This window comes from Dapis purpurea BLCC-M126 (assembly GCF_050015975.1).
In the GTDB taxonomy this organism is placed as follows: Bacteria; Cyanobacteriota; Cyanobacteriia; order Cyanobacteriales; family Microcoleaceae; genus Trichodesmium.
In genome coordinates this window covers 1-24,730 of the sequence record NZ_JBNHER010000118.1, presented here as the reverse complement: position 1 = coordinate 24,730, position 24,730 = coordinate 1, and the positions used below count along the sequence as shown (strand labels likewise).

Here is a 24,730-nt window from a genome sequence, read left to right as displayed (position 1 = left end):
CTAGAGAAAAAAATGAGTAACTTACCACAGTTTGCTGATTTCATTCAAGATAAGAGGCGATCGCCTTGGTCAATGAGAAAAGACAATCGCCTCTTGGTAATCCAGATTAAGACTCAAACGCAATTAAAATGCAAATCGTGTAAGAATCTAGAAATTGCAGGTTAGTCGTAAAGACTAATCAATATGGTCTTGAGATAGGCAGTGGAATGTCGAGAGAGCGAGCGGCATTCCTAAGTGCCAGTCTTAGGATTATTTTCCTAGCCGTTGAACAATCTCCTGAATGATGCTATCAATTAGCTCTTGATCACTTAAATTCAACCCAGACATGGTTTGCTTTGCGGAGGAAAGTGCTTCCTCAGATGAATGGATCATGGGTTTCTCCAGGGACGGGATTTCCCCATCAAATGGATAGATATCGATCATCACCTTCTTAATCTGGCCACCTGTAAACTCGAAAGGGAGTTCGTCTTCGTAGTCCTCACTCACTGGACCACGCATATCCATCCCTACATCGAAGGAATCAGTAAATTTACCCATGAAAGTTTTCTCAATTAGACCGGAACCTACTTCCTGATCATTGTTATCATTTTGGTTATCTCTGACATAGAGAGTACCTGTGCCTTCACAGCCCACTGATCGAGTATTTTTCTCTTCATCTTCTGAGGCTAGAATTTCTCGAATCTCTTCTTGGTCTAGGTCTCGAAGTGGAGTCCCATCTGTTGTTTCAACACAGATAGGAAATCCGTCTTTGTAATCAAAGGAAAACTTAATGCTAGTATTGTCTGGTTCGTTGTCAGAAACGAGCTCCTCTAGTGTCTCCTCAGAAACAATCTTGGTGTGATCAAGATTGAGATAGTTGTACTCGAAAACCAGATGATGCCCTTGATCGACATAGAGGCTAAAGCCTGAAGTGTCTCCTCCATTGGCTAAGATAACCCCTTGAACATTTTCTGGCTCGGTAATATTGAGGTCTGCGGTAATGGTGTAGTCGCTTAGACCAAAGTTGGGGGCTACTGCTCCAGGTAGAAAGATAGACCCAGGATAAAACACAAAGTGTGTACGATCGTCTAAAACAGATGGGCGTTCCAGAATTGCACGACCGTTAAAGCGATCGTCAAGGGGATACACATTGTGTTCTTTAGCTTCGCTATCGAACAGATAGGCCAATTCCTCTGATTTGCAGAAATAATAGAAATCGGATTCTTGATCGTCCAGAGTCTCCAAGTCGCTTGGGCATGGATCGTAATGCGATTCATCACACGGCGATTCGCCACACTGTGGCCTTAAATCTTCACCTTGGCTAAAGTCCTCATTTAGATTAAACAGTTCCCAGTTATCCTGTAGTTCTTCCTCTAGGTTACTGCTGTCATTGATCCAAGGAGCCTGATTAAACGACGATGCCATCCAACCATCATGGTAAATCCCGCGATGGGCAAGCACCTCGAAATACTGAGTATCCCGAAGGGGGGTTGCGTTTTCTCCATCAGACTTGAATGTGTTGGCAAAGCTAGCCCCTTCCATGGGCTTTTGCCAAATATCATTTACCTCAGAGGGAGGATCGATGCCTACCACATCCAAAATGGTTGGAGTAACATCAACAACATGGAGAAACTGATCCCGTAGTTGTCCCTTGGCTTGATCCTCAATGCCATGGGGCCAAGAAATCACCATCGGATTGCGAGTGCCGCCAAAGTAAGAGGCTACCTGTTTCGTCCAACGGAAGGGAGCATTCGTAGCCCAAGCCCAACCAATGGAATAGTGAGGAGCTGTTCCAGGATTGCCCAACTTGTCTTGGCAATCTAGGTTCTCTTCCATAGTATAGTCAAGGTTAGTATAGGTCGCCCATACATTACAAGTGCCATAGAAGCTGCCTTCTGCACTAGCTCCATTATCACCAACAATGTACATAATTAGGGTGTTATCCTTTTCACCCAATTCATCAATGGCATCGATCACCCGGCCAACTTGTTCATCTGTGTATTCCAAGAAGCCCGCATAGTTTTGCATTTGCTTGGTCATCAAGGACCTGTATTCATCAGTAAAAATGTCTTCCTCATCCTCCTCAGGAATCCAAGCTGGAATTTCATCAGGTCGAGCCGTACATTCAGTTCCGTCAGGAATTATTCCCATCTCTTCCTGATTTTCACAGATGTTTGCCTGTAGCACATCCCAGCCTTCCTCAAACATCCCATGCTCACTTCCTGCATATTCTCCATCCTTTTGGTATTTCGCGGTATAAGAAGGAGGTGGCTGGTGGGGAGCATGGGTAGCTCCAGGGGCGAAATAGAGAAAGAAGGGTTTATCTGGAGATAAAGAGTGGTTATGTTTCATCCAGCCAATAGCCCTATCCGCTAGATCGCTGGTCAGGTTGTAGCTATGGTCAAGGTCACGGCCATTATCACCAGGGTAGGACGGTTGATTGACGGGAATGTGGTTTTCATACAAACTGGGATACCATTGGTCAGTCTCGCCACTGTCATCGTTGAAGCCGTAGAAGTAGTCAAAGCCAAGCTCATTGGGCCAGTGAGTAAATGGACCAATGCTAGTGCTTTCATTGGCTGGTAAGTTGTGATTTTTGCCAAACCAACCTGTGTTGTAGCCGTGGCTTTGCAAAATTTTGGCAACCGTGGCCGTGCTTTGGGGGATGCGTCCGCTATAACCGGGGAACCCAGTTGCAAAGTTAGTAACAATGCCAGAGCTAACAGAGTGATGGTTACGACCCGTTAGCATGGCGGAACGGGTAGGAGAGCACATGGCGGTGGTATGGAAGCGGTTGTATCTTAAGCCCTCTGCCGCAAGCTCGTTGAGGGTGGGGGTGTGAACCGGCCCTCCAAAGGTTTCCGAGGCACCAAAGCCCACATCATCCAGCATCACCAGTACAACGTTGGGCGCTCCTTCAGGGGGTTGGGCAGGGGAGACGAGAAGGTTTTCATCTGCCTCTGAGTTGACATAGGTTTCATTGATATTGCCGTGAAACTCAGGATCTCGGAAGGGCAGGTCTTGGGCCATGCCGGGGGGGACGGCGGTGCCCAGCATGAGAGAGAGGGCGATGGCGAACACCATGACCAACTTCCCAATACGGGTCAAACTATTGTTCAAAAACATTAATTTACTTAAAAAAAAGGGTTAACATAACTCAGGCCATATCCTCAAGCAGGATTAGGGTGAGTTATGAGTACATCATTTGCATCAAAGATCGGGGTGGCTATAACCCTATCAAACTCATACAAAGGGCAATATAATTACACTAAGCTCGTGAGCTGAAAAGCATTTTAATCAGCTCCTAGTTAGTAAACCGAATTGCTCCAATTTACTCTTTGATCCGGGTATAGAATAATCCTATAAACCAACTTATATGGAAACCTTGGCCTCATTAGGAATACATTGCGATCACCATCGCAATGTTTCTATAAACAATATCAGAACAGGTATTAATATCTCATATCAAATTGTTAAGTTTTCTCAAGGAATATTGCTCAATACTTTCGGCAGCACCCTATGAGTCAGAATGAGTCAGACTAAACAGAAATATCTTTGTTTAATTTGGTATTATCTAGTTACAGAGATATATCAATTACCTCAAGATGATTAACTTTAGTATTAAAAAAAATAACTATCGTAAATTAGCAATTTTATTCACAGTTATTTTAATATTTTTCCTCAGTGCTTGTAGAGCAACTCCATCAAATTATCAATCTCGTCTAGTAGTTTCCACCCCAAGCGATGCTTCTACTTTCAACTATCCATTAAATCAGTCAGCATATAGTGTTTTTGGTTATATTTATGACGGCTTAATTATTGAAAATGGTGTAACAGGAGAATTAGAACCAGCATTAGCTGAATCCTGGGAAGTTTCCGAAGATGGACAAACAATAGTTATCACGTTACAAGAAGATTTGAAGTGGTCAGATGGAGAACCTTTAACTGTTGATGATGTGGTATTTTCCTATAACGAAATATATCTCAATGATAAAATTCCTAGCAGCTTTAAAGACATTCTTAGAATTGGTCAAAGTGGTGCTTTACCAACAGTAAAAAAAATCGATAATCTCCGTGTAGAATTTTCCACACCTGAACCTTTTGCTCCTTTTGTCAGATACGCAGGAGGATTACCTATTTTACCTGCTCATGCTTTAAAAGAATCAGTTCGTACTACTAACTCGGAAGGAGAATTAAATTATCTGACGAAATGGGGAACTGATACCCCAGTCACAGAAATTGTTGGTAATGGTATGTATCGTATCAAAAGTTATACTCCAAATCAACGAATTATTTTAGAAAAAAATCCTTTTTACTGGCGCAAAGATGACCAAGGAAATAATCTACCTTATATTGAAAATATTGTCTGGCAAGTTATCGAAAATACAGATAACCAACTATTAAATTTTCGTTCTGGAGAACTAGATTCAATTAGATTAGTAGCAGAAATGTATCCTCTGTTGAAACGAGAAGAAAAACGAGGCAAATATACTATATATAATGGTGGTCCGACACCTGCTTCTAGCTTTATTTGTTTTAATATAAATCAGGCGAAAAATGCTCAAGGCAAACCATTTGTAGACCCGATTAAATCTCGATGGTTTAATAATAAAGCTTTTAGACAAGCGATCGCCTATGGGATTAATAGAGAAGCAATGACAAATAATATATACCGTGGATTAGGTACACCTCAGTATTCTCCTATTCCTGTTACAAGTCCTTTTTATTTATCTCCAGAAGAAGGTTTGAAAATTTATAATTACGACCCGGAAAAAGCTAAAAAACTTTTGCTTGCTGCTGGTTTTAAATATAATCAAAATGGTGATTTATTAGATAGTGAAGGTAACAAAGTAGAATTTACTTTATTATCAAGTGCGGGAAGGAAAGTCAGAGAACAGATGGCAACCCAAATTAATCAAGATTTGGGCAAATTAGGGATTAAAGTAAATATGCAATTTCTCAGCTTTAATACTTATGTAAAAAAACTCTCCTTATCCAGAGATTGGGATGCTTATCTGGGAGGTTTTACAGGAGGAAGTATTGAACCTCATGGTGGTTATAATATTTGGTCTGTAAATGGTAGATTACACACTTTTAATCAAGGACCTCAACCGGGAGAGGAAGAAATAAAAGGCTGGAAAGTAAATGATTGGGAACAAGAAATAGACGATCTTTATATTAAAGCATCTCAAGTATTAGATGAAGATAAACGCAAAGAATTTTATGGTCAAGCACAACAAATTATTGCCGAGGAATTACCTTTTATCTATATGGTAAATCCTCTAGAATTTGATGCTATTCGCGATCGGATTAAAGGAATTAATTATACTGAGCTAAGTGGCGGTTTCTGGAATTTATATGAGCTGAAAATTTCTGATTGATTTATGATAACTTTTGAATAGTTATAATTAAAGTTTGTAGTAGGGCTAAAGCCCTATCTATAGTTCGGGCTAAAGCCCTACTACAAACAAAAACTTTTATTAGTTGGATCATTAAAATTATGAAACCTGAAGTTTTAGAGCAGTTATTAAAAGAAGTTGCTACAGGAGATATAACTCCGGAGTCAGCCCTACAAAAAATCAAAAATTTAGACTTTGAAACTGTTGAAGATTTTGCCAAAATAGATCACCATAGAAATATCAGAACAGGTTTTCCTGAAGTCATCTGGGGACCGGGAAAAAAGCCAGAACAAATTGTCAAAATTATGGAGGTAATGAGAGAAAAAAATCCCGTAGTGATGGCAACAAGAATTGAACCGGAAGTTTATGAAAAGTTGCAAGATAAAATTTCCGATCTTTATTACTATGAGGATGCAAAAATTTGTGCAATTATATCAGATTCTCCTACTCCAAAACACAAAGGTATAATTACAATATTAAGTGCAGGGACTGCCGATCTACCAGTAGCAGAAGAAGCAGCAGTTACGGCAACTCTTTGTGGTTTTCCAGTCAAGCGTCTTTGGGATGTAGGAGTAGCAGGAATTCACAGACTATTAAGTAATAAACATTTAATTGCAGAAGCAGATGTGTTAATTGTAGTAGCAGGAATGGAAGGTGCTTTACCGAGTGTAGTGGCAGGTTTAGCAGACTCTCCTGTGATTGCAGTACCTACAAGTGTAGGTTATGGTGCTAATCTTGATGGTTTAGCTCCCTTATTAACGATGTTAAATTCTTGTGCGCCAGGAATAGGTGTTGTGAATATTGACAATGGTTTTGGGGCAGCTATTTTGGCAGGACAAATTATTAGAATGGGTGAGAAATTGGCTAATTTAGGTAGTAGGGAGTAGGGGAGTAGAGAAAAAAATATTAATTCGGTCATAATGTGAGGGTTTGGAGACCAAACCCCTTACAATATATTTAGCTTTCTTTTATATCGTGTTTGGATAATTAGTGATAAAAAAACTTTATCATCTTAATATCTTCAAACTTTCTCCTCTTCTCTCCTGACTCCTCCCTATTATGCTAAATCAAATAAAAGAATTTCTCCATTTGACTGAGTTGAAATAGAAATATCTTTAATTTCACTTAAAGCAACACCATCACCAGCTTTTAGAGATAACTTCTCATCAGTATCCACTTGAATATCTACTTCCCCACGAGCAACTTGTATCCATCCATAACGGTTAGTTTGAAAAGAATAAGAAATACTATCACCCTCTTTCAAAGCACCTGCAAATAAATCCACATCTTGATTAACTTTTAATGCTTTATCTCTACCATCTTTAGCAACAACTAAATTTAATTTCCCAGGTTTTTTTTCTATATCAAAAGAACGTTGATTATATGTTGGTTTTAAACCCTTAGAATTTGGCAGTAGCCAAATTTGTAAAAAGTGAACATCCTCAGATTTTGAGTGGTTATATTCACTGTGCATAATTCCTGTACCTGTACTCATGTGTTGTACATCTCCTGGTTTAAGTACACCAACATGACCAGCACTATCTTTATGTTCTAATGCTCCTCCTAAAACATAAGTAATAATTTCCATATCTCGATGTCCATGAGTTCCAAAACCATCACCAGGAGTAACCCTATCTTCATTAATTACTCTTAGGGAACGAAATCCCATATGTTCACGGTCAAAATAATATGCAAAAGAAAATGTATGATGAGTATCTAGCCAACCATAATTTGCGTGTCCTCTTGCTTCAGCTTTTCGTACTTTAACTTTTTCAACTTGTTGTAATTGAGACATTCTTAAGTCACCCCTATAAATTTTGATTTTTTTGGTGTGGATTAACTTTTAGTTATGTATTTTAATTTTAACTCATAAAAAAAATTGATAACTAGGTAGAATCGATAAAATTATTTGATGATTTATATTTTATTATTTCCTGACTATCAACTAATGCTGCATAATCATGATTTTGCAGCATTAGTTGATAGTCAAAATCATTGAAGGATTATGCAACACTAAAAAATTAATATTTAATTTATAGTTTAGCGTGAGCTCCGTCGCAATAAGGAGGATTACCGGTTTGCTTACAATTGCAAAGTGCTACTTTTTTTGCTTCTTCTACCTTAAATGCTACAGGAGTAATATTAGTTCCAGCATGGGAACCATCACAATATGGTTTGTCAGGATGACCTTTTGATTTACCACAGGCACACCAATAGTAAGTGCCCACTTCAAGTTCTTCGATAATTACTGGTTTATTATCTGCAATAACAGCTTCGCCCATTGTGTTTTTCTCTCTGGAATTAATCTCTGGATACAAAATCTATTAAATTTAGATTTTGTTTGGACATTTCTACTCTAGCTTAAGTCAGGTTAGTATGTATAGTATGTACTTTGAAGTAAGATAGTACCCAAAAAGATACTATGAAAGTCCAAACTGCAAATAAGAAGGAAAATTGTCCAGCAGAGATTACTCTTAAGGTCATTGGTGGACGTTGGAAAGTATTGATTATCAAAGAATTATTTAATGGGGTCAAACGTTTTAATGAACTTCATCGTTCTTTAAAAGGTGTGACTCAAAAGATGCTGACTCAACAGTTGCGGGAAATGGAGGCAGATGGTATTGTTCATCGGGAAGTTTATTTGCAGGTTCCTCCAAAAGTCGAATATTCTTTAACTTCTCTAGGAAAAAGTCTTCAACCTATGATTAATCAAATGCACGAATGGGGAATTAAACATCTGAATTTTAATGATGAAAACATAGATAAATAATACCAATTTGAAAAAAGAATGTTACAAATAGTTTAAAACTTTAGGTGTCAAATAATTTCCTGAAATTACTGTAGCGTAAAAGTTTTTAGCTTATAAAGTATTACTTTTTACTTCCGTGAAACCGTATAATTTCCCAAATTAGATTTATTTTTGAGCAAATACTCCTGCCAATGTTGAAGTAAAATTAGAGACAAATTTATCAACTTAAGCTCGAGAAACTTACAAGTTTATAATAGTGTTTAATTTGAATAGTATTGAAGAGGAGAAAAACATCTAACTTTTTTTATTTGTATTTTGAGTTCAACTTTTAGGATAATTCAGAACTTAAAATATTTTCAGGTTGTAATGTCACCACAGTTGGCAGATTTACAGTAAAAGTTGAACCAATACCCTCAGAACTTTCTACTGTAATTCTCCCACCCATCATTTCACAGAATTTTTGACATATAGACAAACCTAAACCAGTTCCGCCATACTTCTTAGTTGTAGAATAATCCCCTTGTATAAAAGGCTGAAATATTTTTTCTGCAATCTGTTTCGTCATACCTATGCCAGTATCAGTCACACTAAAAATTATCTGATTTAATACCTGATCGTCTAAATCCTTACCTTCTATTGCCAATGTATTACTACCATTTCCATTATGCCCTATATGTTCTTCTCGAACTACTTTTAAAGTTATTATCCCTTCCTTAGTAAACTTACTTGCATTACTCAATAGGTTGAGCAAAATTTGCTTAAGCTTTGTTCGATCAGTAAAAATAGTGCCAATTTCGCTATGACAACAAATCTCAAAAGAATTATTATTTTTGAGTATCAGTGGTTGTACAATACTCTGAACTTCATTGATAAATGTATGGATATCAAATTCTTCTTCATACAGAGTCATCTGCCCTGATTCCAGCTTAGAAATATCCAAGATATCCTGAATAATTGCTAGTAGATGTAAACCAGAAGTTTTAATCTGATCTAAGTCGGGAATAAAATCTTCATAACCTAAATCTTGAGATTCTTCCTTTAGCAGATCGCTATAACCAATAATTGCATTTAGGGGTGTTCTTAACTCATGGCTCATATTAGCAAGAAACAGACTTTTCGCTACATTAGCAGCTTCCGCAGCTTCTTTAGCTTCTAGCAACTCTTTATTCGCCAACTTACTTTCTGTAATATCTCGAACAATAGCTAAAACTTCATTTTTACCACTTGCTACAATCCTAGCTTCAAAATAATGGAGTTTTTCATCAAGAAACCACTCATATTCAAAAATTATAATATCCCCTGTTTCAAGTGCTTCATCAATATATTGTAAGTATTGTTGAGCAGCACTTTCTGGCAAAATTTCGGAAACTTTTTTATCTATTAACTCATTGCTAGACCAAGAGAATTCATCTTTTCTAGAAGGTTTATAGTAAAGAAAATCCCCTTCCCGACTGAACCAAAAGATTAGATCGGGAATAGCATTCAGAAGCGCTCTGTTTTTTGCTTCGCTTTTATGTAAATCTTCAACCCTATCCTCTATGCTGTGAATTAATTCACGCAGTTGATCGGTCATACTATTAAACGATGCTGCCAATACTGCTAATTCATCTCCAGTAGAAATCTCCATCTTCTGAGTCAAGTCTCCAGAAGCAAAGCGCTTAGTAGCTTTAGTCATTTCCATTAGAGGTTCAGTAATAGAGCGACTAATTAGCAGTGCTAGAAAAGTTCCTGCAGTAGCAGCCACAATTGCTACATACAGACCTTGATTACGCACAGTTGAAACTTTTTGATTTAAGGGAGCTTTAGACAAACCTACACTGACAGCTCCCAGTCTTTTCCTCCCAATAATTACTGCCTTACCAGCAATAAGTTGAGTAGACTCCCACTCAAAAATTGTTTCATCACTTTTCAGTAAACGCTCTCCAAAAGGATCGGGTTCAATATTGTAAACTAGGACATCTTGACCATAAGCATCAGCAACAATTCTTCCCTCTTTATCGTAGATGCGCCCTGCTGCTAATACTTTATCTTCCCCAAGCTGCTCCATGATTTCTTCCATAAAATCAGCATCTAGCTTATAGAGAGAATCTCTCACAGTTACAGATAACGTATTAAGTAAAATTTCAGCTTGTTGTTCTAATTCATTGTAAAAATTTTGTTGCTGACGGTAAACAGATAGCCAAGTGACACCAGCCACTACTACGACAACTAAACTTGTCATAGCTAGTGTTAACTTTGTGGCTAGCGACCCTTGTCCAATCCTGAATAGCCCCATCTAATTTACCTGTTCTGAACAAGTTCATACAATTCTCGCATTCTTTCTATGCTTGATTCGGGCGGAAAATTGTCGAATTTGGCTGTTTTCTCAAATTTATTTAAGACTTCTTGTCCCTCTGGTGTTTTGTCCATTTGAATCAGGATAGTTTTAATGGCCTCAACCATTTCTGGCTTCATGTCAGCTCTAACTAAGGCCACATGACGAGCTACTTTATCGCTTTCTGCTAAAACTACCATTGCTTGTCGGCTTGCTTCCGGAATTTCCATAAAAGTTCCGATGTCAATGGCACCAGCAGCAACCTTTCCACTAATGACCCATTGAATAGTATTTTCATCATCATCAGTAAAAACAAATCCTACTTCATCAGCAGATACATTTGAACTAGCCGATCTCTTCTCTTGGGGATTAACACCAGATTCTATTAACATACCAGCAGGTAACATATAACCTGATGTTGAGCTTATTTCATCAAAACCAACCATTTTGCCTTTAAGCTCCTCTAGAGACTTAATACCTCGATCCTTCATGGTAAAAATGACAGTATAATATTCTGGTACACCTCCCTTCCAACGACGTAGAATTGGTTTAGCACCAGACATATCACTAATAATCATCGCTGGGTAAGGGCTATCAAAATAAATGTCTACTTTCCCTGATTCGAGCCAATTGGCCATTTCATCCAAATCAGCAGCTATTTCGACATCGCCTTGTTTAACTCCAAATTGGCCTAGTTTTTCTCCCAGATAATCTGCTAAAGGCTGGTAACGTTTAATCTTTTTTGCAGGATTATTAGAAATATCAGCAATAACTATGGTAGCTGGGTCTCCACTGCTAGCTAACAGCTCCGGGTTTGATGCTGATGATTTTAAGCTAGAGCTGACCAAGGCAGTAACTATGCCAAAGAGTGCTAGTTTCACAAACAACTTGCCTAACATTTTATCCGCCTCTCCATTCTGATAGTTTGGGACTTGAATGATATGATTCAAACAAATTTACTGACAAAAGCTTTTATAAACTGAATTTTTGCACTAAATTCTTCAATAGGCTTATTTGGCTTTGGCCAGGGTAATCTAGATTTTACTATGGCATTCATTTCATAGTTGCCAATATGCCCTAGTTACTTGAATTGGCCACTTAACTAATTTTGTTTAAAATTAGGCCATTCATTAGCATTGAGCTTTGCGATCTTTATCCTTTCCTCATTTTTTTGAACAAACTTACATACATCTATACTATCTTAACAACCTTCTCGGTTGTATGTTCTCTATACCTGAATTTATGTAGCTAATCAGTAAATTCATATTGACCTAATCTAGGGGTTATTCGTGAATAATAATTCTAAATTTATACAACATTTATAGTAAGAGTGAATCAATAATATATGAAGATTTGATGAAGTTCCCTAAAAACTATTGCATATTTATAAGTAATAATGCAATTATTGATTTAAGTTCAACAAAATAATTGTCTGTACTCATAACTTCGGGCATTAAACTATAAAATGTTCCCGGAAATCCCACATTGTTAGAAACCACATACAACTTAAAGATTCATGTTGAAGTTGTATATAAAACATCTGTATAATTAGGTGAATAGTAATTTGAGTAAGAGTTTTAGACTATTGATATATCTTGATATCTTAAAAAAATATTTGATAATTACTACAGTTACAGTGGTTTTACAAAGTAGTATTATACTTTGGTAATATTTTGGGAATTATTAGTAATAACACAAAAAAATGTTAAAAATTTTATACATTTTTTGCAATCTATCTAAGTAAGAATAGCTCATAAAGCTATAAGTACAAACAACTTACATAAATTCTACCTGATAAAATTGAAAAATTTACTTATTTGAGAGGTACATAACTAATGAAAAATCATCAGGGTAAAAGTAAAAATACTCAGACAAATGTATTAGGAAACATAATTAAATTAACTGTACAATCAAGTTTTGCAGTGGCTATGATGGCAGCACCAAGTACAGCGGCTGGTTTTAGTTTTACACCAGTAGGTACTAACTCTGCTGGTATATTTGATGATGGTGCTGCTCTTCATACAGCTTACGATCCAATCAGCCAAAAATTATTTAAGGTTAATGGCAGTGAGCTAGGACTAGGATTGGATATCTTTAATATTGATGAAGAATTAAGTGGTCTAGAAGCACCGTATAAAAGTATATCTTTTTTAGAAGAAGGATTATTTGGTGACTTTGTTGTTGGTGGAATTAATGATGTTGCTTATAGTAATGGTACCTTTGCCGTTGCTATCGAGAATGATACAGTCACAGATAATGGAATAGTTGCATTCTTTGATCCTTATGGCGAGCTGATAAATCAAGTAACAGTTGGTGCTTTACCTGATTCTCTAACCTTTACACCAGATGGTAGTAAATTATTGGTGGCTAATGAAGCTGAACCAGAGGGTTATCTAGAAGGACAGATAGATCCAGAAGGCTCTGTTAGTATTATAGATATAGATGTATCACAGGGGATAGATGCTATAAGAGCTCTCGAACAGAATGATGTAAAATTTGCAGGTTTTCAGGCTTTCAACGATAAAGTAAATGAACTAAAAGCAGAAGGTGTGCGGATATTTGGGCCTGGTGCTACAGTGGCTGAAGATTTAGAACCAGAATCGATCGCTATTTCGGAAGATGGAGAAACAGCTTGGGTAACATTACAAGAAAATAATGCTTTTGGTATACTCGATATTACCACTGGTGAATTTACTGATATTGTTGCTCTTGGTTTTAAAGATCATAGTCTAGCTGGTAATGGGATAGATGGTAGCGATGAAGATGGTGCAATTAATATTCAAAATTATCCTGTATTTGGGATGTATCAACCGGATGAAGTTGTTGCTTATACAGCAAACAATCAAACTTTCTTGGTAACAGCTAATGAAGGTGATAGTCGTGACTATGATGGATTAAACGAAGAAGCAGAAGTAGGAGATGATGATGTGGTACTCGATCCAATAGCTTTTCCAAATGCTGACATACTCCGGCAAGATGAAGTGATAGGGCGTTTGGAAATCTCAAACGTCATGGGTGATACAGACGATGATAATGAATTCGAGGAACTATACGCTTTTGGTGGTCGTTCCTTCTCTATATGGAATGAACAGGGAGAGTTAGTTTTTGACAGTGGGGATGATTTTGAACAAATAACCGCTAAGTTATTTCCTGACGACTTCAACTCCAATAATGATGAAAATGACTCCTTTGATAATCGGAGTGATAATAAAGGTCCAGAACCAGAAGGTGTTGCTATTGGTGAAGTAGATGGTCGTACTTTAGCCTTTATTGGTTTAGAAAGAGTGGGCGGTTTTATGACTTACGATGTTAGTAATCCATTAGCTCCTAAGTTTATTAGCTATACAAATAACCGTGACTTTGAAGGAAATGCCGAAGCTGGTACTGCTGGAGATTTAGGACCAGAAGGGTTAACATTTATTAGTGCAGAAGATAGTCCTAGTGGTTTAGCTTTGTTAGTAGTAGCTAATGAAGTTAGTGGTACAACTACCATTTATGAAATTGATTCAGTGCCTGAACCAGGTACAATTTTTGGTTTATTGGCATTTGGAGCTGCAGGAAAATTATTATTGAAGCGCAAGAGCAAAACAAGTCAAGAGCAAGAAAAAGCTTAAGGATATTGATGGAAAATTTCCATTTTAAATAGACAATACTTACGCATTATCAAGGAGTTTTGGACATTTGAGATTACTATCGTGACGGACTGCTTCGCAAAAGTAGTCGCTCATAATGACAGAATTAGGTGATTTTGCGTAAGTCCTGATAGAATAAAAAAAGCATTGCTGTTTTCTCAAAGAAGTAAATCAGCAATGCTTTTTTGTAGCAACAGGATTTATATCATGTCCGTTTCAATAGTTATTATTAGGAATATATAGAAGAAATATTTGGCGTTGCATATTTGCGGGATGAATTGTAGTTTTGGAGAAAGAGGAAGTAGAATATGGAATTTACTCCTTGCCAAAAGTTTCATCCCTTGATTCAGCAACGCCAAATATTTAATACCCCTGAGATTGCTTCCTTCCATTCCGTTCCAGTCGCAATGACTTTACAGTTAGTGTTGATCTAGACATAATATTAGGCATGACAACTCAGAAATATCGCTCTTGTTTATTAAGTGCAGTTTCAACTCTCAGAACTAGAGTTTATTAGCTTTGGCTACTTAGGGCTTGCTGATTAAATATCAAAGCACTAACAGATATTGCTTTAAACCTTTTTTTGTCGAAAAAAGTGCGCCTGTTTCGGTCGCTCAAGCTCATACATGCTAGTATTTTGGGATGATTATGGCAGAAAAATATTGGGACAATTTTTACGACTAACTCCTCTATAATTTCCATTTCTCCTGTCTCCTGTCTCCTACCTCTACCATGCATACTTTATTCAGCAAACCCTACTTAATTTAAGGATTATTAAAATTAGTTGATCCGTTATAGCCTGATAACTTGGCTAAATTCTCTAAAGAAACTACACCTTCCTGGAGTTTACCATTAATCTCCCAAGTCGGATATGCCTTAATACCTGCTGTAACACATAAGTTCGGTTGAGGATTTGTGCCTTTAGGATCGCACTCAATATAGTTTAGTTTACTAACAGCTTCTTGACCAAATAACTTCTTTTGATCCTGACAATGACTGCACCAATAAGCACCATACATTTTTGCGTCTACCTCTGTTAAATGTTCCGCTAATGCAACTTTTGCGGGAGTGGAAGTAGTTGTTACTCCATAGACATTTGGTTCGCTAGCAGAGGTGGAATGAATTGGAGAATAAACCGCAAATGTTCCTACCATAGTAATCATTCCCACAATGATCGCCGTAAAGATTAACTGCCCAACGTCTTCCCAATTACGACCAATTAATGCCAAGATAAATAGAGATAGAGAACAAACAGCCGAACCAATGCAATAAAGACAAAGAGATTTAATCTCAAATGCCATGATGTACATCAAATAGCTACTGAATATGGTCATTGATACGCCACCCACAAACATTAATAACCAACTCCAGTTTTCTAGTTGTGAGCGTAACTCCTTTTGTGAGTCTGGGTTAATTAACCAAGGAGCGATCGCCATTGTTCCCATGCCAGCATAAGCTAAAAAGCCAAACAGAGCTAGAGGTAAGCCTAAAACAGTAGCATAATCGCTGTCAAGTACGTTATCACAACCATCTACAGGGCAAATAACTGTTCCCCCTGTTAATCTTTCTATAAGAAGATAGGCTGTGATTGCCGCACCTACTGCTGCGATACCAGCAATAATAAAACGTGAATTACGATGAATCCAGGGTTTGGAACGTTTACTACGCATTTGTGTCTCCTAATTTAATATAGTTTCTGTTTATATTATTGGCTCTCCATGTTGTGGAAAGTCAAAAATAGAGTTCTATAGTAAAATATTTTATCTATAATCCATGAAACGTAGACATTTTATTGCTATTAAGTAGGGGAGAATTAATAAACGCAACCAGTATAGGGCAGCTTTTTAGGACTACATTGGAAATATTAAGGCTTTTAGCTAAACCCGCCCCTAGAATTTTTTAACGTTTAATTTTAGACCTACTTACTCACTTGAATAATTTCATACTTCCACAATGATTGTCAATTTCAAGTTTTTATATCGCCATTTGACTTTTGAATTTTGACTTATGCAAGTCTATGTTTATGGCCAGCAGAAAGTGCCATCTACTTTACTAGAACTTTACATTAGCAGTAATGTCTCTAGCTGCTGTAGAAGAAAGAGTTTTGCTAACAGATGAATAATTAGTCTGCTTACCTAAGAATGACGCTTTTCTAGTTCTAGGTTAGATCGAGTCTGTTTAATTAGTTAGAAAAAACTTTCTTATTTCTCGACCCAGTAAGTCTTCTTGCTCTTTGAATTAGTAGTAATTAATTTTCAGAAAATTGTGATTGATATTGCAAATTAAATGTTTGATAATCGTGCATATTCATCATAGATAATTATTTAGATAAATAGTTATATTTAACCCTTGACAATCTAAGTACATAGCTGTATAATTTTACTTACATTGTCAGCAAAATATTGCATTTAATTATATCATAAAATTTGAGTTTTTTTGAATTAATTTTTATTAATACTTAGACAGTAGTAACTAACATTAATGATATTTATATTTGAGTGAGAGTTTATACTTAAAAAAGCTAATTATCATCAAGAAAATTGAAGAAAACGTGGTAAATAGTATAGTAGTTAACAATAAAAAATATTAACCTAGAGATATAAAAAGAATATAGATAGTAAATTACTATCTCAACAGCAAACTAATTACAGGAGATTATAATGAAAAGGTACTTAAGCCTATCTATACTAGCTTCTATAGGTATTTTCTTACAGGCAGGATCGGCTAACGATCAGTATAGATGCGATTTTAGGTACAAAGTTGGTAATAATGATTGGGTTCAAGATAGTGCCAGTGGAACAACTCGTTCTTTAGCTAAAACTTCAATTGACAGCTTCCTAGAAAATAAAGCAGCTCAAGCTAATAGATCTGGCAAAGATTTTGAGTCAGCTCAACTATTTTGTGAGGAGACACTAGGAGATTAATTTAATAGTGTAATCTGTAAAATAAAATTCTAAGTATTGTATAGCTTTTGAAGCTTAAAATAGTTGAAGTTTGGCTTAAAGTTGAGTTAGTTTTATAATGAAAATAGATACAAACTTCAAGAGTAGTTGCTATTGATACAAGTTCCCGTTTTTCAAGGGGAACTTTTTTTTTGTCAAAATTTGAGGTATTGCTGTAGATGCTCATCTCAATAGTATGATAATTCATAACTACTGATATGATCTCCAAAAATCAACTATGTCTGAAAGTCAACTTTTATTAGCATCGGGTACTCTCTGGAAAAAACTCAAACAGCAAACTGAATATGCTCTAGAATGTGGCGCACTCCAACCGATACCCACAGAATATGAGTTTGTAGAACAGGATAATATTCGCTTCCTAGTGCGTATTTTGTCTAATTTATCCCGCAAAGATGAAGCTAGGAAACAGCAGGAAAAAAAGAAAGTTGTCACTGGCAAAGATTTTAATCCTTTTCTACCTTATGAAGAGGATTTATTTGTTGCTGATATTTCTAGAACTCATCTGTGTCTGTTGAATAAATATAATGTTGTTGATTATCATTTACTCATCGTCACTAGAGAATTTGAGGAACAAGAAAATTTACTTAATTTGCAAGATTTTCAAGCTTTGGCTGGCTGTATGGGGGAGTTTGAAGGTTTAGCTTTTTACAACAGTGGGAAAACAGCAGGTGCGAGTCAACGTCATAAACATTTGCAAATAGTACCTCTTCCTATGATACCCGATGGAGAGAAAATACCGATAGATAGGGCGATCGCTACTGCTAGGTTTGACAAAGGGATAGGTGTTACATCTTACTTTCCTTTTCGACACGCTATAGCTAAGTTGGATGCTGCTTGGGTGCATTCTCCTGTTGACTCTGCTGCTGAGATATTAAAATCTTATTTGAATTTACTTAAAGCAGTGGGTATAGAAGGTAATAATGGGATGAGTGGGAAACAGTCTGGTGATTATAATCTTTTGGTAACGGGAGAATGGATGTTAGTTGTGCCGCGAGCGTATGAAGATTTTCAGTCTATTTCTGTGAATAGTTTGGGTTTTGCTGGTGCTTTGTTGGTGAAAAATCAGGAACAAATGAAAATTATTAAGGAGCAGAAACCTTTAACTATTCTGCGTCATGTTGCTTCTTCATAGGGTTATATCATGTCCGGATGAACAGTTATAAATAAATTAAGGAGGAGATAGGAGACAGGAGACAGGAGACAGGAGTCAGGAGGAGATAGGAGACAGGAGACAGGAGTCAGGAGGAATAGAAGAAATAAGCAGTATATCAGGAGCAGAAGGTTTTTTTATCACTAATTAAGGTTTGCTGAATAAATATGAAAGTGTTTACAGATAAAACTTTTGGCATTTTTAAGTCGGGAAAAAGTGCGCTCGTTTTGAGTTGAAAAGCCTCAAAAAGTTAGTATTAACACCAAGATTTGGACAGAGAAATTGAGGGATAATTCTTCCGACTGCCTTCTCGCTCATTCCTGTCTCCTGTCTCCTGTCTCCTGACTCCTACCCTCACCCATAAGACTTTTGAGGGCAAACCCTATATAAAAGTTTGTGAGAAATCGTATAGTAGCTATACTACTAGCCTAACTACTCAACTCCTCCAATACCTCAGAAGTAAAAAGATTTTCACCCTTTTTTAAAGTTTCTATCCAACCTTTAACTCGTGCTTTTTGTTCCTCATCTTTAATCCAATCAAGTAATACTTGAAAATCATCAATCGCTCCCTGATAATCCCCATTTAGTGCCTTAGCCAAACCACGAATACCCATAATTCTAGGATTATCAGGACTTAACTCTACTGCTTTTTCACAGGCAAACATCACATCTTGAGCCTGATTGTTTAGGCTGCCAGATCGACATAATTCTCCCCAATCATTAGAATCTATTTCTACATCCGAATATGATTTTTGTACTCGATTATAAAGACTAATTGCCCCTTCTATATTTCCCTGTTTTGCTAATTTTTTACCCTTTTCTAATTCGCCAGAAGCAGCAAATTTGTTCGCGACAAGTTCTGGTTCTGTTTCTATAGTTTCTGTATCAGGGTTGAGATCAATTTCCGGTTGCAATTTTTGGGCGTGTTTAAAGATAGAAATTGCTGTTTTTATATTTTCTTTTTCTCCTGTTTTTGCTAAATTTTTAGCTTCTGCAATTAAAGTATAATGAACCGGAAGTTCATCGCAAGTTCTCTGATATGTATCCAAGCTACTGTTTATATACTGCTGCCACTCCTCTGCTGTTAAATTCCGGCCAAGACGGCGACAAGCTTCTGCAACTAAATCTTTTGGCATTACCCAATGGATGCGGGCGGTGTTGTCATTACTTGCTGTCGCAATGATATTCCCGTTTTGGTTAAAAGCTACTGCTCTTACCTCTCCTTGGTGGTTGAAGGTAGCAACTTGTTTGCCAGTTTTTGTATCCCAGAGGCGGGCAGTATTATCAGCACTTGCTGTAGCAATAGTCTTCCCGTTGCGGCTAAAAGCGACTGCTCTTACTGTGCCCTGGTGGAGTAATATAGTGAGTTGTTTACCAGTATCAGCATTCCAGAGACGGGCAGTTTTGTCAGCACTTGCTGTGGCAATAGTCTTACCGTTGCGACTAAAGGCTACTGCTCTTACTTCGTCTTGGTGGTTGAGGGTAGCGAGTTGTTTACCAGTGTTGGCATTCCAGAGACGGGCAGTATTGTCAGCACTTGCAGTGGCAATAGTCTTCCCGTTGCGACTAAAGGCTACTGCTCTTACTTCGTCTTGGTGATTGAGGGTAGCGAGTTGTTTACCAGTGTTGGCATTCCAGAGGCGGGCAGTATTGTCAGCACTTGCAGTGGCAATAGTCTTACCATTGCGACTAAAGGCTACTGCTATTACCTCTCCTTGGTGATTGAGGGTAGCGATCGCTTGGCCTGTAGCAGCATCCCAGAGGCGGGCCGTTTTGTCATCACTTGCTGTGGCAATTGTTTTGCCTTCCGGGCTAAATGCTACTGCTACTACTTCTCCTTGGTGGTTGAGGGTAGCGATCGCTTGCCCTGTAGCAGCATCCCTGAGATTGGCAGTATTGTCAGCACTGGCTGTGGCAATGGTTTTGCCGTCGGGGCTAAAGGCTACTGCATTTACTTTGGACTGGTAGTTCAGGGTGGCGACTTGTTTACCGGTATTGGCATCCCAGAGGCGGGCTGTTTTATCATAACTTGCTGTAGCAATTGTTTTACCGTCAGGGCTAAAGGCTACTGCTCTAACCGAGGACTGATGCTTGAGGGTAGTAACTTCTTGAGTGACATTCGTATCCCACAGGCGGGCAGTTTTGTCATCACTTGCTGTCACAATAGTTTTGCCTTCCGGGCTAAATGCTAGTGCATTTACTTTGTCTTGGTGATTGAAGGAAGCGACTTGTTTGCCAGTGTGGGTATCCCAGAGGCGAGCTGTATTGTTATCACTTGCAGTAGCAATGGTTTTGCCGTCGGGGCTAAAGGTTACTGCTTTTACCTTATACTGGTGGAGTAGGATAGCTACTTCTTGTCCGGTGCAGATATCCCAGAGGCGAGCTGTATTGTTATCACTTGCAGTAGCAATAGTTTTGCTGTTGGGGCTAAAGGCTAGTGCTATTATCTTATCCTGGTGCTTTAGGGTAGTGATTTCTTTACAGGTTCTGGTATCCCAGAGGCGAACTGTATTATCATCACTGGCAGTAGCAATCCTTTTCCCATCGGGGCTAAAGACTAATGTATGTACCCTGGCCTTGTAGTCAAGGGTAGCAAATTCTTTGCCTGTGGCGGTATCCCAGAAGCGGGTGATGTTGTCATCACTGGCAGTAGCAATAGCTGTGCCATCAGGGCTAAAGGCTAGTGCATTTACTGGGAAATAGTGGACTAGGGTAGAGATGGCATTGCCCGTGGCAGTATCCCAGAGGCGAACAGTATTATCATCACTGGCAGTAGCAATGATTTTACCGTTAGGGCTATATGCTACTGCATTTACCCCAGAGTGGTGGAGTAGGGTACCAATGGCATTGCCTGTGGCAGCATCCCAGAGGCGGGCAACTTTATCTTCACTTCTTGTAGTAATGGTTTTGCCGTTCTTGCTCAAAGCTACTGCTATTACCTTATCCTGGTAGTTGAGGGTAGCGATCTCTTTGCCCGTGGTAGTATCCCAGAGCTGGGTGCTTTTGTCATCAGTTGCAGTAGCAATGGTTTTGCCGTCCTTGCTTAAAGCGATTGCATTTACTCCAGACTCGTGCTTGAAGGTATGGAGATGATCTGGTAGTTGACTTAGCCCTTTACGGATAGCTCCATCGGCTGCATTTTGGGGGATATATAAAGGCTGATCACCTAATAATTTATTGACGGCTTTCCTCCACCATGCATACCTATTTTTGTGCAGCTCTTGAACTGTAACCATTGACTGGAGTCCTAATAAAGTACCTCGATCGTACCAGTTCCAGTTAGCGATGGCGACTTCTGCTTCTGCTGCTATTTGACGGGCAAAGGATGCTTCACTATTATGTTTAGCTATTCTTTGTTGAATCACAGCAAAAGCAGATACCCCAGTCATAAACAGCAAAGAAATAGCCAAAATTTGATTCCGTCTCTGAGCTAACTTTCTGGCTTTTTTCTCCTGTTTCAACTCCCTTTTTTTCCGTTCTTTCCCTTCAACTTCCCAACGAGTTCTCAACTCCTGACTTGCTTTAACAAAGTCATAAGCAAATCCATCCAACAAACCCATATCCCCATAGTTTGCCAAATATTCTTCTGCCTTCATTAACTGCCCTTCTCGCCATAACCAATCATCTTTTTTATTATGTTTTTTCCATTCCGTTGCATCACCTTCTATCTTCCTTACTAAAGGCAAGACTTCTTGATATTCTTCCACCCATTCCCTCAAAGTTTTCCAACTTCTGATTAAATCTTCGTGAATAATATCTAATAATGTTCCTATCTCTGACTTATCTATAGTAATTAACCGATTATTTTGGTCGGCCAATTTATCACTTACCTTTAACAACATCCCTAAACTATGTTGTTCATTGGGCAAATTTTCTAATATGACTCTGCGACGGGTATCTGTTATTTTTCCGGAATTTATTTGCTTTTCCCCAGGCTGAACTAATTCTAAAAATATTCGTTTCGCAACTGACTTTTCCTCTTGACTTAGACTCTCAAAAACTTCATTAGCTCTCTTTGTTAAAGTACCTTGAATTCCACCAAATTTTCTATAAGTTGCCAGAGTTAAATATTTACTTTTCTCTTCTCCTTGAGTGGCATCTTTCCAAAGTACATCTAGAGTATATTGGAGAAGAGGTAAACTACCAGGATTTCGTAAAAAGTCTTCCGTCATTTGAGCAACTAATCCTGGTTCTACTCCCATTGCTACCAATTCGGCTGGTTTTTTTATTGCCTCTTCTATTTCCTCCTTTTCCAGAGGAGTTACTAAGAATTGATTGTCTTTTATTTGAGTTGCTAACCCTGGATATTTTGAACATTGGTCGAGAAAGTCTGCCCGCATTCCTAAGATTAAGCAAAAATTATTTTGAATGGCTTTATTTCCTATTGCTGCCAAGAAGCAATCAAAAAATTTCTGTCGTTTTTTGTGAGTTTCACAGAGGGTAAAAGATTCTTCAAATTGGTCGATTACCATGATGACTCTTTCGGCTTCTGCTGACTGGATAAAGTCGATTAATTTTTCGCTTAAATTCTCTGGTTTTTCCTCTTCTATATTAATTGCCTGTTGCAGATTTTCCAGAGGAGTTGAAGTGGGAGTAAAAGGATCTAGATATTGCCACCTGTCACTTCCCGATGTTTTCTGACCCCGCTTCAGTTGATATAATAAACCTGCTCTTAATAAAGAAGATTTTCCACTACCCGAGGCTCCTAATATTGCCACAAAATTATTAGTTCTTACTTGGTTAATTAATTCATCTGTTAACCGAGTTCTGCCATGAAAAAATACTGCATCTTCTTCCCTTTCTGTGAAATAAGATAGAGCACGATAAGGAGGAGTATTTTGCCAACGTTCATCTACAGGTTGAGTTGGACTATTAGTAGTTAAAATAATTGCATTTCCTGAATTATGAAATACAGGAGCTTGAGCAGTATTGAGCATATTCTTTTTAATAGAATCTGCCAATATATAGTTAGTTACCCAACCATCTACAGAATTTTCTGGATTTAAACCTTTGAGTAATCTAGCCGTAAAAACACCTTGTTCTCCATCTATTTGTTCCACACTTGTTTCAAAGGAACGAGCAGCAGTAATAAAACAACGACTTACTTGTTTTCCCGTACCAGGATCTGCCTCTTGAAAGTTCAAAAATTCTCCGCTAAAACAACAGTCTAACCAAACTATTTGTGTTTTGACTGGACTATTTTTTAATAATTGTTTTAACCAATTTAAAGAAATACCATATTTCTCATTTTTGATTTGAGCATCACTGGTAGCTAAAAATCCTTCTTGAATTCCTCCTTTTTCTTTCAAATAACCATGTCCGGCAAAAAAGAGTAAAGCCACATCAGGAACTTCATTTTTTGATGGAGGATTAAATAAATTAATAATCCTTTTTTCTAGGTCATTAACTTTGACAAGACCATTAGGAACAAATCTAGCTTGACCTTCTTCGTTATAAGTTTTAGGTAAACGTTGTACATGAAACTTGCCGTATTTTTCTAACATTTCGGCGATAGCTTCAGCATCTTTTACAGGTGCTTTGAGGTTTAAATCTCCTGGTTTCTTTTTTTTGAGAAAAGGATAAGAATTAATGCCAACGACTAATGCTTCTCTATTCATAATTATTGATGATATTAGTTATTTAAAAAGTTTATAAAAAAAAATCACAGTATTTTTCAGGTGATTGAGGTAATATTTTAATACTAAATATACCCTAAAAAAGGCCAAATTTAAGTAAATTTATCTACATCCTACTACACTAGCGGCGCTACGCGGAAGTCAGAAATCAGAAATCAGAAGTCAGAAGTCAGAAGTATTGATTAGTAAGACTTTTAGGATTTTGTAACTGGTCAGTTATTTCCGCCATTCTGCACTAGATAGAAAAAGACTATATTGTACCCTACTGGACTGTTTCATCTTAAATGTTGCATTAGAAAATGAGGGGATGGGGGGATGGGGTGATGGGGTGATTATGAGAAAAGCGCTTTGCACTATTTTAGGTGAAACAATCCACTACTAGCTATAGGCTAGTCATTGTGAGTGGAACGTTTCGCTTCGCGACATGAATGCGCAGCATTCCGTAAGGAAAGAAATCTCAGTTCATAGAATTGGTGGCGGGTTTATCTAATCAAAATATCGGGCTGAAGCCCTACTACGAACCTAATTTTTCAATTCCTCTAATACCTCGGAGGTAATCGGATTTTCACCTTTTTTCAAAGTCTCTATTATTTGCTTGTAGTTGGGCTTTAGCCCCACTTCTTGATTTCGGGCTAAAGCCCTACTACGAACCTAATTTTTCAACTCCTCCAATACCTCGGAAGTAATCGGATTTTCACCCTTTTTCAAAGTCTCTATTATTTGCTTGTAGTTGGGCTTTAGCCCCACTTCTTGATTTCGGGCTGAAGCCCTACTACGAACCTAATTTTTCAACTCCTCCAATACCTCGGAAGTAATCGGATTTTCACCCTTTTTCAAAGTCTCTATTATTTGCTTGTAGTTGGGCTTTAGCCCCACTTCTTGATTTCGGGCTAAAGCCCTACTACGAA

General features: G+C 37.7%; 14 protein-coding genes. 7 read left to right on the top strand and 7 right to left on the bottom strand.

The annotated features are described in order from the left end of the window. The first annotated feature begins 12 nt into the window (after window positions 1-12). On the top strand, window positions 13-165 hold the full coding sequence (locus ACP6PL_RS10830; protein WP_426545267.1) for a hypothetical protein: 153 nt from the start codon (window positions 13-15) through the stop codon (window positions 163-165). 84 nt (window positions 166-249) lie between these two features. Here the strand turns inward: ACP6PL_RS10830 and ACP6PL_RS10825 are convergent, their stop codons facing one another. Next, entirely contained in the window at window positions 250-3,105 is a 2,856-nt protein-coding gene (locus tag ACP6PL_RS10825; RefSeq protein WP_426545266.1) for an arylsulfatase, read from the bottom strand. Window positions 3,106-3,584: 479 nt separating this feature from the next. On the opposite strand from ACP6PL_RS10825, the gene ACP6PL_RS10820 reads away from it, so the two are divergent. Both ACP6PL_RS10820 and larB read left to right on the top strand, forming a co-directional pair. Then, on the top strand, window positions 3,585-5,360 hold the full coding sequence (locus ACP6PL_RS10820) for an ABC transporter substrate-binding protein (protein WP_426545265.1): 1,776 nt from the start codon (window positions 3,585-3,587) through the stop codon (window positions 5,358-5,360). Window positions 5,361-5,479: 119 nt separating this feature from the next. Continuing rightward, complete coding sequence (gene larB, locus ACP6PL_RS10815; protein ID WP_426545264.1) at window positions 5,480-6,265, top strand: nickel pincer cofactor biosynthesis protein LarB; 786 nt, start codon at window positions 5,480-5,482, stop codon at window positions 6,263-6,265. Window positions 6,266-6,435: 170 nt separating this feature from the next. On the opposite strand, the gene ACP6PL_RS10810 is transcribed toward larB, so the two are convergent. Then, entirely contained in the window at window positions 6,436-7,173 is a 738-nt protein-coding gene (locus tag ACP6PL_RS10810; protein WP_426545263.1) for a pirin family protein, read from the bottom strand. Window positions 7,174-7,411: 238 nt separating this feature from the next. Next, window positions 7,412-7,660 (bottom strand): CDGSH iron-sulfur domain-containing protein, encoded by a 249-nt coding sequence (locus tag ACP6PL_RS10805; protein WP_426545262.1) that lies wholly within the window; start codon window positions 7,658-7,660, stop codon window positions 7,412-7,414. Between the two features lie 140 nt (window positions 7,661-7,800). On the opposite strand from ACP6PL_RS10805, the gene ACP6PL_RS10800 reads away from it, so the two are divergent. Next, complete coding sequence (locus ACP6PL_RS10800; protein ID WP_426545261.1) at window positions 7,801-8,148, top strand: winged helix-turn-helix transcriptional regulator; 348 nt, start codon at window positions 7,801-7,803, stop codon at window positions 8,146-8,148. A gap of 307 nt (window positions 8,149-8,455) precedes the next feature. Here ACP6PL_RS10800 and ACP6PL_RS10795 read toward each other — a convergent pair whose 3' ends face one another. Together ACP6PL_RS10795 and ACP6PL_RS10790 are read right to left on the bottom strand one after the other, a co-directional pair. Continuing rightward, the gene (locus ACP6PL_RS10795; protein ID WP_426545260.1) at window positions 8,456-10,348 is read right to left on the bottom strand and encodes an ATP-binding protein; all 1,893 of its coding nucleotides are present in this window, start codon (window positions 10,346-10,348) and stop codon (window positions 8,456-8,458) included. Window positions 10,349-10,407: 59 nt separating this feature from the next. After that, the gene (locus tag ACP6PL_RS10790) at window positions 10,408-11,391 is read right to left on the bottom strand and encodes a phosphate/phosphite/phosphonate ABC transporter substrate-binding protein (RefSeq protein WP_426545259.1); all 984 of its coding nucleotides are present in this window, start codon (window positions 11,389-11,391) and stop codon (window positions 10,408-10,410) included. A gap of 885 nt (window positions 11,392-12,276) precedes the next feature. On the opposite strand from ACP6PL_RS10790, the gene ACP6PL_RS10785 reads away from it, so the two are divergent. Next, on the top strand, window positions 12,277-14,055 hold the full coding sequence (locus ACP6PL_RS10785) for a choice-of-anchor I family protein (protein ID WP_426545258.1): 1,779 nt from the start codon (window positions 12,277-12,279) through the stop codon (window positions 14,053-14,055). A 782-nt stretch (window positions 14,056-14,837) separates the two neighbouring features. Here ACP6PL_RS10785 and ACP6PL_RS10780 read toward each other — a convergent pair. Continuing rightward, entirely contained in the window at window positions 14,838-15,743 is a 906-nt protein-coding gene (locus ACP6PL_RS10780; protein WP_426545257.1) for a vitamin K epoxide reductase family protein, read from the bottom strand. Between the two features lie 990 nt (window positions 15,744-16,733). Here ACP6PL_RS10780 and ACP6PL_RS10775 point away from each other — a divergent pair. Both ACP6PL_RS10775 and ACP6PL_RS10770 read left to right on the top strand, forming a co-directional pair. Then, the gene (locus ACP6PL_RS10775) at window positions 16,734-16,997 is read left to right on the top strand and encodes a hypothetical protein (protein ID WP_426545256.1); all 264 of its coding nucleotides are present in this window, start codon (window positions 16,734-16,736) and stop codon (window positions 16,995-16,997) included. A 256-nt stretch (window positions 16,998-17,253) separates the two neighbouring features. Further along, a complete protein-coding gene (locus tag ACP6PL_RS10770) occupies window positions 17,254-18,168 on the top strand; it encodes an ATP adenylyltransferase family protein (RefSeq protein ID WP_426545255.1) in 915 nt (304 codons plus the stop codon). A 446-nt stretch (window positions 18,169-18,614) separates the two neighbouring features. On the opposite strand, the gene ACP6PL_RS10765 is transcribed toward ACP6PL_RS10770, so the two are convergent. Further along, window positions 18,615-23,804, bottom strand: a complete 5,190-nt coding sequence (locus ACP6PL_RS10765; RefSeq protein ID WP_426545254.1) for an nSTAND1 domain-containing NTPase — start codon at window positions 23,802-23,804, stop codon at window positions 18,615-18,617. Window positions 23,805-24,730: the final 926 nt, after the last annotated feature.